12 protein-coding genes are annotated in these 13030 nt (G+C 70.4%); 7 read left to right on the top strand and 5 right to left on the bottom strand.

Annotated elements, in window-relative coordinates:
• Positions 1 to 15: 15 nt before the first annotated feature.
• The 4 genes from crcB to A2790_RS22990 all read left to right on the top strand — a co-directional run bounded on the left by crcB (position 16) and on the right by A2790_RS22990 (position 3738).
• Positions 16 to 399 (top strand): fluoride efflux transporter CrcB, encoded by a 384-nt coding sequence (gene crcB, locus A2790_RS23005; RefSeq protein ID WP_293397007.1) that lies wholly within the window; start codon positions 16 to 18, stop codon positions 397 to 399.
• Complete coding sequence (locus A2790_RS23000) at positions 396 to 1373, top strand: RluA family pseudouridine synthase (protein WP_293397004.1); 978 nt, start codon at positions 396 to 398, stop codon at positions 1371 to 1373. Before crcB ends, A2790_RS23000 begins: the two co-directional genes overlap by 4 nt.
• Positions 1370 to 2866, top strand: a complete 1497-nt coding sequence (locus tag A2790_RS22995) for a putative 2OG-Fe(II) oxygenase (protein ID WP_293397002.1) — start codon at positions 1370 to 1372, stop codon at positions 2864 to 2866. Before A2790_RS23000 ends, A2790_RS22995 begins: the two co-directional genes overlap by 4 nt.
• A 137-nt stretch (positions 2867 to 3003) precedes the next feature.
• Positions 3004 to 3738, top strand: coding sequence for an ATP12 family protein (locus A2790_RS22990; protein WP_293396999.1), 735 nt, complete (start codon positions 3004 to 3006; stop codon positions 3736 to 3738).
• 104 nt (positions 3739 to 3842) lie between these two features.
• Here A2790_RS22990 and A2790_RS22985 read toward each other — a convergent pair whose 3' ends face one another.
• The 3 genes from A2790_RS22985 to A2790_RS22975 all read right to left on the bottom strand — a co-directional run bounded on the left by A2790_RS22985 (position 3843) and on the right by A2790_RS22975 (position 6457).
• The gene (locus A2790_RS22985) at positions 3843 to 4793 is read right to left on the bottom strand and encodes a homocysteine S-methyltransferase family protein (RefSeq protein WP_293396996.1); all 951 of its coding nucleotides are present in this window, start codon (positions 4791 to 4793) and stop codon (positions 3843 to 3845) included.
• 12 nt (positions 4794 to 4805) lie between these two features.
• Positions 4806 to 5618 carry an alpha/beta hydrolase gene (locus A2790_RS22980; protein ID WP_293396993.1) on the bottom strand — a complete coding sequence of 271 codons (813 nt, stop codon included), beginning with the start codon at positions 5616 to 5618 and terminating at the stop codon, positions 4806 to 4808.
• Positions 5619 to 5698: 80 nt separating this feature from the next.
• On the bottom strand, positions 5699 to 6457 hold the full coding sequence (locus A2790_RS22975) for a sterol desaturase family protein (protein ID WP_293396990.1): 759 nt from the start codon (positions 6455 to 6457) through the stop codon (positions 5699 to 5701).
• 115 nt (positions 6458 to 6572) lie between these two features.
• On the opposite strand from A2790_RS22975, the gene A2790_RS22970 reads away from it, so the two are divergent.
• Positions 6573 to 7568, top strand: coding sequence for an LLM class flavin-dependent oxidoreductase (locus A2790_RS22970; protein ID WP_293396987.1), 996 nt, complete (start codon positions 6573 to 6575; stop codon positions 7566 to 7568).
• A 7-nt stretch (positions 7569 to 7575) separates the two neighbouring features.
• On the opposite strand, the gene A2790_RS22965 is transcribed toward A2790_RS22970, so the two are convergent.
• Positions 7576 to 9411, bottom strand: a complete 1836-nt coding sequence (locus A2790_RS22965; protein ID WP_293396984.1) for a hypothetical protein — start codon at positions 9409 to 9411, stop codon at positions 7576 to 7578.
• A gap of 103 nt (positions 9412 to 9514) precedes the next feature.
• Between A2790_RS22965 and A2790_RS22960 the strand changes: the two genes are divergently transcribed.
• A complete protein-coding gene (locus A2790_RS22960; RefSeq protein WP_293396981.1) occupies positions 9515 to 11047 on the top strand; it encodes an acyl-CoA carboxylase subunit beta in 1533 nt (510 codons plus the stop codon).
• Between the two features lie 98 nt (positions 11048 to 11145).
• Entirely contained in the window at positions 11146 to 12234 is a 1089-nt protein-coding gene (locus A2790_RS22955) for a BON domain-containing protein (protein WP_293396978.1), read from the top strand.
• On the opposite strand, the gene A2790_RS22950 is transcribed toward A2790_RS22955, so the two are convergent.
• The gene (locus A2790_RS22950) at positions 12231 to 12980 is read right to left on the bottom strand and encodes a hypothetical protein (RefSeq protein ID WP_293396975.1); all 750 of its coding nucleotides are present in this window, start codon (positions 12978 to 12980) and stop codon (positions 12231 to 12233) included. The genes A2790_RS22955 and A2790_RS22950 overlap by 4 nt on opposite strands.
• Positions 12981 to 13030: the final 50 nt, after the last annotated feature.

The following is a 13030-nucleotide window of genomic DNA, read 5'->3' as shown; positions in this document are numbered from 1 at the left end:
CGCATAAGGCGCGGGATGCAGACTCTCCTCCTGGTGGCGGCTGGCGGCGCGACGGGCGCAGTGGCGCGCTATCTCCTCGGCGTCCAGGCCATGCGCTCGCTCGGCGGCGGCTGGCCCTATGGCACCTTCGCGGCCAACATCCTGGGCGGCCTGCTGATGGGTCTGCTGGCCGGGGTGCTGGCGATGCGGGGCGGGGCGGACCAGGAGAAGTGGCGTCTGCTCCTGGGCGTCGGCGTCCTGGGGGGCTTCACCACCTTCTCGGCCTATTCGCTGGAGGTCGCCCTGATGATCGAGCGGCGCGCCTACGGCCAGGCGGCGCTCTACAGCCTGGGTTCGGTGCTCCTCTCAGTCCTGGCGCTCTTCGCCGGCCTCCTCCTGATGCGGCGGCTGCTGGCGTGAGAGAAGTCCGCACCCTTTACGTGGACAAGGGCGAGGAGGGCGTGCGCCTGGACCGCTGGTTCAAGCGCCGCTGGCCGCACCTCAACCACATTCAGATCCAGAAGCTGACCCGTTCGGGTCAGATCCGGGTGGACGGCGCCCGGGCCAAGCCGGACACGCGGCTGTCGGCCGGCAGCCAGGTCCGCGTTCCGCCGCTGCCCGACGCCCCGCCGGCGCGCGAGAAGGGCCAGCTGGACAGCCGGGACGCGGCCTATGCGAAGAGCCTCGTGATCTACGAGGACGAGGAAGTCCTGGCGCTGAACAAGCCCTCGGGCCTGGCGGTGCAGGGCGGCACCAAGACGCTCAAGCACGTCGACCGGCTGCTCTCCGCCTGGGGCGAAGGGCTGGAGCGGCCCCGCCTGGTCCACAGGCTGGACCGCGACACCTCCGGGGTCCTGGTGCTGGGCAAGTCGCCGGCCGCGGCGGCGAAGCTGGCGGGCGCCTTCGCCAAGCGGCGGGCGCAGAAGATCTACTGGGCCATCGTGGCGGGCTTTCCGAAGCCGGGCGAGGGCGTCCTCGACCTGCCGCTGGCCAAGAAGGGCGTTGGCGACCGCGAGATGATGGTACCCGCCGACCCCAAGGACGAGCGGGCCGAGACCGCCGAGACCGAGTTCGTGACCATCGCCCGCGCCGGTCCCCGCGCCGCCTGGATGGCGCTGTGGCCGCACACCGGCCGCACCCACCAGCTGCGCGCGCACATGCTGGCCATGGGACATCCCATCCTGGGCGACCCCAAGTACAACAACGAAGCTTCCGTCGAGCTGTCCCAGGGGCTGAAGCTGCAGCTCCACGCGCGCCGCCTGATCCTGCCGCACCCCTCGCGCGGGACCCTGGCGCTGGAAGCCCCGATCAGCCCCGAACTGCGCGCCGGCTTCGAACGCTTCGGCTTCGATGAGCACGAGGCCGACCCCGAACCCTTCAAGAGGCGACGTTGACCATCGAACCCCTGGACCGGGCCAAGGCCCTGCTGGACGAGGGCCGGCTGGAGGAAGCCCTGGCGATCACCACGCCGCTGGCCGACCATCCCGAACCCAGCCATCGCGCGCTGGCCATGCACGCCACCGCCCTGAAGGCCGTCGGCCGGCGCGAGGAGGCGCTGGTCTTCGACGAGCGCGCCACCATGCGCTTCCCGTCCAGCGGCGTCGCTTGGCACAACATTGCCGCCACCCTGGGCGATCTCGGACACGGGGCGGAGGCTGTGGAGGCGATGAACCGCGCCTTCCGCCTGGGCGTCGATGGGGCGCTGAGCTGGGGCGTCATGGCCCGCGCCAAGGCCGCGGCGGGCGACCTGGACGGCGCCGAGCAGGCCTATCAGGAGGCGCTGAAGCGCGCGCCGGGTCGGGCGGAGACGGCCGCCGAATACGCTGATGTGGTCTGGATGCGGCGCGGGAACATCGGCGAGGCGCAGGCCGTGCTGGATCGCTGCGCCCATGCCGGCGGTCCGCCCGCGCCGCTGCTGCTGACCAAGGCGAAGCTTTACGAGGCTGCGGGCGAGCTGGACAAGGCGGCCGAGCTGCTGGCGGTCGCCGCCGAGCGCCTACCGGACGATGTTGCGCTGACCATGGCCGCGGCCCAGGCGGCGTTGGAGCGCGGCCGGCTGGACGAGGCTGAGCGGCTGGCGCTGGCGGCGGAGGCGCGACTCCCCGACTCGCCGGGCGTGCTGAACCAGCTCGCCATCGTCTACCTTGCCACAGGCAAGGCGGACCTGGCGTTGGAGAAGGCCCGCAAGGGCTTGGCCTTCGCGCCGGGCAACCAGTCGCTCTGGGGCTGGGCGGCGACCGCGGCGCGGGCCGTGGGCGACCCCCTGTACCGGGAACTCTACGACTATGACGCCATGGTCGGGGTCTACGACATCGAGGCGCCGGACGGCTGGGAGAGCCTGGAGGCCTATCTCGCCGACCTCACGGCGGCGCTGGACCGGATCCACCTCTACAACCAGCACCCGTCGTCCCAGTCGCTGCGGCACGGAAGCCAGACCACCTATCGCCTGACCGGGTCCAACGACCCGGCGATCAAGGCGTTCTTCAAGGCCATCGACAAGCCGATCCGCCAGCACATCGCCGGCATGGGCGAGGGGACCGACCCGGTCCGGTCGCGCAGCACGGGCAGCTACCGGATCGAAGGCGCCTGGTCGGTGCGGCTGAAGCCGGGCGGCTTCCACAAGGACCACTTCCACCCCGAGGGCTGGCTGTCGTCGGCTTTCTATGTGGAGACGCCGGACAGCGCGCTCGACCATCCCGACAAGCAGGGGTGGATAAGGTTCGGCCAGCCGCCGTTCCACACGCAGCCGGCGCTGCCCGCCGAGCACTTCGTCCGGCCCCGGCGCGGGCGGCTGGTCCTGTTCCCGTCCTACATGTGGCACGGCACCGTGCCCTTCACGACCGACGAGCGCCGCATGACGATAGCCTTCGACGCGGTCCCCGCCTAGGCGAGGCCGGACATGGGCCGCACGGCCGCGCTCTCCGGGAAGGTCGCGGTGCTCTGGCTCACGCTTCCTCCTTGCGGCCGGCGCGTTTCGTCCCCATTCCACGGCCGCATCGACGCGTTCCGTCGGGAGAGAGAAGCTTGGACCTGCGCAAGGGATTCCACGAACCGGCCGAGAAGCCGCGCCGGTTCTACAAGGCGGTGACCGTGATCGAGGCCGGCGACGGCTGGCAGGTCCAGCTCGACGGCCGCAACCTGCGCACGCCCAAGGCTTCGTTGATGGTGCTGCCAACGCCGGCCGTGGCCGACCAGGTGGCGGCGGAATGGGCGGCGCAGACGGATGTGGTCGAGATGGCGACCATGCACGCCACGCGGCTCGCCAACACCGCCATCGAGACCATCGGGGGCAGCCGCGACGGCGTGGCCGACCAGGTGGCGCAGTACGCGGGCGCCGATCTGCTCTGCTACTTCGCCGACGATCCGGCGGCCCTGCTGGCGCGGCAGGAGGAGGCCTGGCTGCCGATCCTGGCGCGGGCGGAGGCGGAAGAGGGGCTCCGCTTCGAACGCTGCACGGGCATCGTCCACAAGGCCCAGCCAGGGGAGACGCTGACGAAGGTGCGCGAGATCGCCCTGTCGCTGGACGACTTCCAGCTGGCCGGGCTGGCGTTCGGCGTGGCGCTATTCGGATCGGCGCTGCTGGCGGTCGGCCTGCTGCGCGGCTGGATGAGCGGCGAGGCGGCTTTCGATGTCTCCCGCCTCGACGACGCGTTCCAGGAAGAGAAGTGGGGCGTCGACGCAGAGGCCGCCGAGCGCACGGCCCGCCTGCGCGGCGAGGCGGCGATGCTGGACCGCTGGTTCCGCAACCTCGGCGCCTAGAGGTGTCAGGGGGCGCGGGTTGACCTCGGGGCCGCTCGCGTGCGGCCCCGAGATCGCCCGAAGGCCGGGGGGATTTAAACCCTCGGGCTGTCAGGTCGCCCCTGTCAGGCCGGGACGGCGACGCAGGCGCGGCTCATGGCCTCCACGTGGCGCTGGTCCGTGCCGCAGCAGCCGCCCAGGACGCGGATGTGCCCGTGGCGACGAAGCAGGGCCGCATGCTCGCGGCCGAGCTCGGCGGGGTCGCCATCGTCGAGATCCGGCGCGTCGTTCAGCTCCTGGTGACTGCGCTTGCTAGCGTTGGCCCGCAGGCCGGCGATCCGGCGGACCCAGGACTCGCCGGTTTCCAGGGCGCCGGCGAAGTGGGTCGGATGGGCGCAGTTGAGCATGTAGTAGGCGGGCGCATCGCCCGTCACCGCGTCCACGGTCAGGATCGCCTCGGCCAGAGTCTGGCCGGTGGGAAGGCGTCCGTCGGTTTCCACCGTGAACGAGATCGCGACCGGCAGGCCGACGGCGTCCGCGGCCCTGACCACCCCGATGGCCTCGGGGATATTGGTCATGGTGATCGCCCCGATCATGTCCGCGCCCGCCGCCGCGAAGGCAGCCGCTTGCCCCGCGTGATAGGCGCAGGCCTCGTCGGCGGTCATGGTCTCCCCGGGATCGTAGCCGTCGCCTCGCGGCCCGATGCAGCCCGACACCACCACGCGCGGGACGCGGCTGCGCCAGGTCTCGCGAAGGTCCAGGAGGAGCCGGATGGCGTTGCGGTTGAACAGCTCCAGTTCGCCGGGCGCCAGGCCGAGCCGCGGCGCCCAGTCGGGACTGGCCCGCCAGGTCGGCGCCTCCAGGACGAAGCCCAGCCCCTGGGCCGCGGCGATCTCGAGGTAGCGCTCGTAGTAGCGGCGCAGGGTGGCGCGGCCGGCGTCGTCCTTCAGCAGGATGAAGGCCGCGAAGTGGGGCAGTTCGACGCCCTCTTGGAAGATGAGTGTCGTCTCCAGGCCGCCGTCGGTCAGGAACAGGCTGTCGCCCAGCTGGGGCAAGTGGGTCTTCTTGGTGGTCATGAGTGATGTCCCTCAGGCCACGGCGGGCGCGATGTGGCGTTGGATGAAGACGGCGACCAGCTCGGCCGCGCGGGCGGGCTCTTCCCAATGCGGGTCGTGGCCCGTGCCCTCGAAGACGGTCAGGGCGGAGCCGCGGATGCCGGCCAGCAGCCGGTCCTGATCGGCGCGGGTCACGAACCCGTCCTGGTCGCCCCACAGGAGCAGGGTCGGGGCCTGGATCCGCGGCAGATCCGGGCCAAGGTCGTCGGCCATCAGGTCCTCGAAAATGGCCCTCCAGGCGTGGGCGGGCAGCTTGCAGGACTCGGCCGTAACAAGGTCCAGCAGCTCGGGCGCCAGAGGCCGGGCGATGTTGCTCTCCTGGAAGGCCCGGGCGAACGCCGGGTCGATGGGGTCGCACAGGTCCTTGATGGCCTCGTCGTAGAACGCTTCCACCGCCGGGTTGCCCTTGAGGCCGGGAAAGGCCCCTTCGAGCACCAGACCGGCCACCCGCTCGGGGTGTCCCATCGCCAGGCGCTGGGCGACGATGCTGCCCATCGAATGGCCGAACACCACGGCCCGCCGGACGCCCAACCTGTCCATGGCCGCCACGGCGTCGCCGACGAAGGCGTCGGTGGTGTAGGGGCCGGCGGGCTTGGAGCTGTCGCCGTGACCACGCTGGGTGATGGCGATGACGCGCATGCCCTTGGGCAGGTGCTCCATCATCGGCCGCATCGAGAGCAGGGAGTCGCTCAAGCCGTGCAGCAGGACGAGCGGGACCCCGGTGGGGTCGCCGGACTGGAGGACGTCGAGTTCGACGCCGGTGGGAAGAGACAGGCGGGTGCGCATGAAGGCGGCCTTTGAAGCTTGAGGTTGGAAGAGGACGTCGCGCGGCTCGAGCGGCGGGTGGAGATCGGCCGGCGGCAGCATCACCGCGCGGCCTGCGGCGAGAGACCGCGTTCGCCGCCGGCCACGTCGCGGCCGATCAGCAGGTCGAGGGTGCGGTCAGACGCACCGTCGTAGAATCCGGCCTGGCCATTCCAGGTCTTCGGGTTCCGATAGGTGCCGAACACCATGTCCCAGATCGGAATGTCGCCGTAGTTCCAGCGGTGCACGCCGCGCTCGTGATGCAGGCTGTGCATCTCGGGCCGGGCGATGAACCACCCGAGCCAGTGCGGGGTCTTCAGGTTGGCGTGCTGGAAGAGGGCGCAGAACGTCCCGGCCAGGAAGGCGATCAGCACCGCCTCGGGCGAGAAGCCGAAGGCGAACACCAGCATGAAGCTGCCCACGAAGGCGAAGCCCAGCATGTCGAGGGGGTGGAAGTAGAGCGAGCCCCAGATATCGACCCGCTCGGGGCTGTGATGGGTCTGGTGGAAGACGCGCCACAGGGTGTCCGACCCATGCATGGTGCGGTGCCAGGCGTAGACGCCCAGCTCGTACAGGAGGAACGCCATGGGCGCGCCGACCCAGAGGGGCAGGGCCGTCGCGTCGACCAGCCGGTGCTCGCCCAGGAAGCCGTCCCACAGGAAGGGGGCGCGAGTGGAGACGAACCAGTAGAGGATCGCGGAGGCCAGCCCCTTCAGGCGCCAGCCGCGGATGGTGGGGAATGCCCTGGCCGGCGCCAGGATGTCGAAGGCTGCGAAGGCGGCGAACAGCCCGAACAGCCAGTAGTCGTAGAACCCGAACACGGGCGGCTCCTTTTCTCTTGAGTTGCCTTTCAAGAGCGTGAGCCGGCGCCTCACATTGTGAGGCCGAGCGTGAGGCGGGCTGGGATCGCGTCGATCTGACCCCTACATAGGCGGCATGGTTCCGCTCTCCGTCCTCGACCTCTCGCCCATCGTCCAGGGCGGCAGCCCCGGCCAATCCCTGCGCGCCAGCCGCGCCCTGGCCCAGGCGGCCGAACGGTTCGGCTACCAGCGCTACTGGTTGGCCGAGCACCACAACATGACCGGCATCGCCAGCGCCGCGACGGCGGTGGCCCTGGCTTACGTAGGCGATGGCACCTCCACCATCCGACTGGGAGCCGGTGGTGTGATGCTGCCCAACCACGCCCCGCTGATCATCGCCGAGCAGTTCGGCACGCTGGATGCGCTGTATCCCGGCCGGATCGACCTGGGGGTGGGACGGGCGCCCGGCACCGACCAGCTCACCGCCCGCGCCCTGCGGCGCAACCTCGCTAGCGGGGTCGACCAGTTCCCGCAGGACGTGGTCGAGCTGCTGGCCCTGCTTGGCGACCCGGAGCCGGGGCAGGCGATCCGCGCCGTGCCGGGTTCAGGCTCGAAGGTGCCCGTGTGGGTGCTCGGCTCCAGCCTGTTCGGCGCGCAGCTGGCCGCCGCCCTCGGCTTGCCGTTCGCCTTCGCCTCGCACTTCGCGCCGCAGATGATGGACCAGGCCGCGCAGATCTATCGCGAGCGGTTCAAGCCCTCGGAGTACCGGGCGCGCCCCCACCTCATGCTCGGACTGAACGTGGTGGCGGCCGAGAGCGACGCGGAGGCGCAGTTCCTGTTCTCGTCGCTGCAGCAGGCCTTCATCAACCTCCACCGCGGCGAGCCGGGGCCTCTGCCGCCGCCGCGGGAGGACACCGACGGGTCGCTGGCCGCCACGGTCGGTCCGGGCTCGCCGTTGTCCATGGCGGTGGTGGGCGGTCCCGACACCGTGCGGGCCGGCCTGCAGACGTTCGTGGCGCGGCATGCGCCGGACGAGATCATCCTGACGGCCCAGATCTTCGACCAGGACAGGCGCATCCGTTCGCTCGAACTGGCGGCGGCGGCCCGCGACGAGCTGATGCTCGCGGCCTGAGCCGGCGTCAGCCGACCGCCCAGCGCACCGCGTTCTCAGGCTGGTAGGCGCAGAACGCCCCGGTGCGGATCGACGCTTCCAGATGACGCCCCAGGGCGGGGTGCGCTTCGCCGATCTTGCGGATGGCGCTGCGGATGCGCCAGGTGACGGCGGTCCGGGCCTTCTCGGCCGGGTCGCCCAGCCGCCGCCCGCGCCCGCCCAGGCCCACGGCGGCCGAGAGCTGTTCGATCACCCCGTCAAGTTCCGCCGACAGGCGTTCGGTGCGGGCGAAGTCATTGTCGCGCTCGGCCTCAGCGAGGTCGGCCTGGAGGTCCTGGATCCGGCGCTGGCAGGCGGCGCGGGCCTTGGCGTCCATGGCCGTGCCGCTATCGCCCTCAACCAGCCGGCCCGCCAGCTCCATGCAGTGGATCCGCTCGCGCGGCGAGGCCAGCAGCAGCGCCAGGTCCGAGAAGCCCTTCATGTCCGGGAGCAGGGCCCGGCGGCCGGCGAACTCCAGCTCCCACAGACCGCCCTGGCGGGCGAAGCGGCCGCTGTCGGCTGGCGGCTGGGCGTCGACGACCAGCGGGCCGCCTGCGATGTCGGCCAGCCCCGCGAGGCGCAGGCCCTCCCGCAGGAACATGGCGTCCTCGTCCCGGGCGAAGGGGTTGGAATCGAAGATGTGCTGCAGCGCTTCGCCGGGGCGCGGCTCCCGCCCGCCGGTGATGTCGCGGCGGAACGCCTCCAGGAACTTTGGGATCTGGGCCCGCGCTTCGTCCAGTCGGCCCAGATGGGCGTAGCTGGCGGCCATCAGGGCGGACTGCTCGAAGATCTGGTCCGGCGGCGAGCGCTCGAAGATCGCCAGGCCGGTGGCGAGGTCGCGGGCCACGAAGTGCGGGATGAAGGAGACGAAATAGTACCAGGGCTCGTGAAGCGGGTTTAGGCGGAACGCCTTGGCCGCCATCTCCAGCGCCTGTTCCGGCTCGCCCAGATAGGCCCAGAGCGGCGCGATCTGCATCAGGCAGTCGGCGTGGTTGGGGCTCAGCTCCAGCGCGCGGTCCAGATGCCGGCGGCCTTGCGGGAAGTCGCGCGCATAGACGTATAGCCGGCCGCACACCACCTGGACGACCGGATCCATCTCGTCGAGCCCCTCGGCCCGGGCCGCGTAGTGCAGGCACGCGCGGTCGTCCTCCTCCTCGCGCGGGGTCGCGTGCCGCCAGTTCCAGCGCTTGAAATGGCTGAGCGACAGGCCGGCGTAGGCGCGGGCGTAGGTGGGGTCGATCGAGAGCGCGCGCTCGAAGAGCCTTCGCGCCTCCTCGTCGCTTTCCGGCGTCGACCTGCGCAGGCATTCCAGTCCCCGCAGCCAGCAGTCCTGCGCCCGCAGGCTGGTCAGGGGGCGCAGGCGCGCCTGGGCGAGGCGGGTCAGGCGCACCCGGGCCGTGAGGTGGTTGGCCACCTGCACCGCGATGTCCTCCAGAACCTCCCCGGCCCGTCGGAGCGGCGCTTCGTAGCGCTCGGCCCACACGACGCGGCCCGCCGCCGCCTCGACCAGGTTCACCTTCACCTGCACGCCCGTCGGCCCGGGCCGCACGGCACAGTCCAGCACATGGGTGACCCCATAGGCCTCCATGAGCGAGCGCGGGTCGAGCTGATCGGGCGATAGCGACAGGGAGGTGCGCGCGGCCAGCACCTCGATATCGGGCGAGCGGGCCAGTTCGGCGATCACGTCCTCCAGGAATCCGGTCGCGGTCCGCGCGGTCTCGGGCTCGAGCGCGAGGGGCGCGAACGGGACCACGGCCACCGACGCGGCGCGGCGATCCTGCTCCGGGCTGGATGGGTCCCGCTGGAAGAACATGGGTCTGCTCATACAGCAGCGGTTTCCGCGGTGCGAGGCCTCCCCCGGCGGCAGCTTGCTTCCCGGCCGAAGCGCCTCTACGCCTTCGCCTTTCGTCGACACGGGGCGCCCACGCGTGAAGCAGATCCTGGAAGAACTCGAGAAGCGTCGCGGCGAGGCCCGCCTGGGCGGCGGTGAGAAGCGGATCGCCAGCCAGCACGCCAAGGGCAAGCTGACGGCCCGCGAGCGGATCGATCTTCTGTTGGACGAGGGCTCGTTCGAGGAGTTCGACATGTTCGTCGAGCACCGCGTCACCGAGTTCGGCATGGCCGACCAGCGCATCCCGGGCGATGGCGTGGTCACCGGGTGGGGCCGGATCAACGGCCGGGTGGTGTTCGTCTTCTCCAAGGACTTCACGGTGTTCGGCGGCTCGCTCTCCAGCGCCCACGCCGAGAAGATCCTTAAGGTCCAGCGCCAGGCGATGAAGGTGGGCGCGCCGGTCATCGGCCTGTTCGACGCCGGCGGCGCGCGCATCCAGGAGGGCGTCGCGGCCCTCGGCGGCTATGCCGACATCTTCCTTGAGAACACCCTGGCCTCGGGCGTCATTCCCCAGATCAGCGTGATCATGGGCCCCTGCGCCGGCGGCGACGTCTATTCGCCCGCGATCACGGACTTCATCTTCATGGTGAAGGACACGAGCTACATGTACGTGACCGGGCCCGACGTGGTGAAGACGGTCACCCACGAAGACGTGAGCCACGAGGACCTGGGCGGCTACCGCGTGCATGCGCTGAAGTCGGGCGTGGCCGACGGGGCGTTCGAGAACGATTTGGAAGCGCTGACCCAGGTCCGCCGCCTGATCGACTTCCTGCCGCTCAACAACCGCGAAAAGCCGCCGGTCCGCGAGAGCTACGACGAACCCGCCCGCATCGAGGCGTCGCTGGACACCCTGGTGCCGGCCAACCCCAACAAGCCCTACGACATGAAGGAGCTGATCCTGAAGGTCGTGGACGAGGCCGATTTCTTCGAGATCAGCCCGGACTTCGCGAAGAACATCGTCGTCGGCTTTGGCCGTATGGACGGCCAGCCGGTGGGCATCGTCGCCAACCAGCCCCAGACCTTAGCCGGGGTGCTGGACATCGACAGCTCGCGCAAGGGCGCTCGGTTCGTCCGGTTCTGCGACGCCTTCGAGATCCCGATCATCACCTTTGTGGACGTGCCGGGCTTCATGCCGGGGACGAAGCAGGAGCAGGGGGGGCTGATCCGCCACGGCGCCAAGCTGCTGTTCGCCTTCGCCGAGGCCACCGTGCCCAAGATCACCATCATCACTCGCAAGGCGTATGGCGGCGCCTATGACGTAATGAGTTCCAAGCACATCCGCGGCGACATCAACTATGCCTGGCCCACGGCCGAGATCGCGGTGATGGGCTCGAAGGGGGCGGTGGAGATCATCTTCCGCTCCGAGATTGGCGACCCCGAGGCCATCGCCAAGCGGGAGGCGGAGTACAAGGCGCGCTTCGCCAATCCGTTCGTCGCGGCCTCGCGGGGCTATATCGACGACGTGATCATGCCGCACTCCACTCGCAAGCGCATCGTCAACGCGCTCAAGAATCTCAAGGGCAAGACCCTGACGAACCCCTGGAAGAAGCACGACAACATCCCGCTCTAGGCCGGACTGCCTCTGGGGCGGGTCTTCGTCGGAACAACGCTCCGCGCCCCCCGTTCTCCGCCAAACGGGATTCGCCCGTGAAGCGAAGGAGAACGAACATGGCCGGTCGGTGGAACGACGAACGTGAATGGCGGGATCGCGGGCTCCAGCAGCGGTACGACGATCGCTACGACGTCTTCGGCCTGAACGACGAAGGCGACCGCTATGCCGGGCGCGAGGACCGCAGCTTCGACCGCGAGGAGCGTGTCTTCGGCGAACGGGAAAGCGGCGCGGCGTACAACCGTCCGCAGCGCGAGCGCGACTATCGCAGCCGCAGCGGCTCGAACTGGCAGGATGAAGACTACGGCGGCGTCTCCCCCGCGATGCGACGGGGCGACTACGACACCGGCTATCGGGCCAGTCCGCGCTTCCAGGGCCAGGACTACACCCGCGGCAACTACGGCGAAGAGGGCCGCTCGCGCACCTATGGCGGTGGCTATAGCGGCGGCTACGGCTACGGCGCCGGCTCGTCCGGTCCGTATGATGCCGAGGGCCGCCGGTTCGGCAGCCAGGAGGCCGATCAGCGGTGGGCGCGAGAGATGCGTCGGCCGGCCAGCGGCGGCACCGGCGGCTACGACTACGAGCGTGGCTACGGCGACGGCGGCCGCGATTACCGGGGCCGGTACGAGAGCCGCGACGGCGACCATGACTTCGAGGACCGCGCGCGCGAAGCCGGCGATTTCTTCCGGCGGACGGGCCGCAAGATCTCAAACTGGTTCAGCGACATGGGCGGCGACAGCTACGGCGAGGACCGCCAGCGCTACGAGGAGTTCCGCGGCGCGCGCGGCCGTGGGCCCAAGGGCTACCAGCGCTCGGACGAGCGGATCAGCGAGGAGGTCCACCAGCGCCTGACCGACGACCCCTGGCTGGACGCCAGCGAGGTCAACTGCTCGGTCTCAGGCGGCGAGGTCACCCTGTCCGGTACGGTCGAGAGCCGTGAGGCCAAGCACCGGGCCGAGCGCATCGTGGAGGACCTGTCCGGCGTCAAGCACGTCCAGAACAACCTGCGCATCCAGTCCGGCAACTACTTCACCAGCGCCGGTCGCGGGTATGGCGACAGCGTCCAGGAAGCCCGCATGGCCTCCAGCGATGCGGTGAAGGACGTGACCGACGGCAACACCTCGCCGCCCGCGCAGAAGCGGAACTAGAGGGCCGGGACGGCTGGAGCGAGCCCGGGGCGCAACGCCACGGGCTCGCCGCCGGCAAACTGGTTGCAGCGAGCCCAATTGAACGCGGCAGTTCCGAACACCTCGACGCACGCTTTGATGTCGCCGGAGCCGATGCGGCCCTGGCGCTGCAGCCATGTACACTGGGCCACCGACCCGATCAGGTAGCTGGCGATCGGCGTGCCGGGGTTCTTGCGGTCCGCGATCCGCCGCTGCGACTCGCCGGTGTCGGTGAAGGCCACGCGATAGCCCATGGGCGTCAGCGAGATCGTGTGCGCGTATTCGTGGGCCGCCACGTTGATCGCGCATGAGCGGGCGACGATGTCGCTCGACTGGAAAGCCCTGAGCACGCCGCGCGTGATCAGGAGGTCCGCGTACCGCCCGGAGGCGCCGCCTTCGCCGGCAGCGCCCAGGGCCGCGCCATTGTCATCGACAATCATGGCCTGCGCCGGCGCGAAGCGGGAGCCGGGCCGCTCCAGCGCCACGATCGAGGCGACGTCCCTTGGATCAAGGTCCTGCTCGGCTTGCCGGGCGTAGATCGCGGGGTAGCGATCCTGCAGGGCTTCCAGGCTGGTCCGGAAGGCGCTGGACCGCAGTAAGGCGTAGCCCTCCTGCAGCAGCCGGCCGGCGGCTTCGCGCTCAGCCTCGGACGCGCCGTCCAGGGTGGTGAAGGCAAGACCGGGCCGCGTGTCTTCCGCGCGGTTCTGCCAGGCCACCCAGCCCAGCATGGCGATGGCCGCCAGGAACGCCCAGAGGCCCGACGTCCAGATCGAACCGC

Source organism: Phenylobacterium sp. RIFCSPHIGHO2_01_FULL_69_31, from assembly GCF_001824475.1.
Taxonomy (GTDB): Bacteria; Pseudomonadota; Alphaproteobacteria; order Caulobacterales; family Caulobacteraceae; genus Phenylobacterium.
Note: the sequence above shows the minus strand (reverse complement) of the source record. Positions and strands in the feature narration are given on the sequence as shown.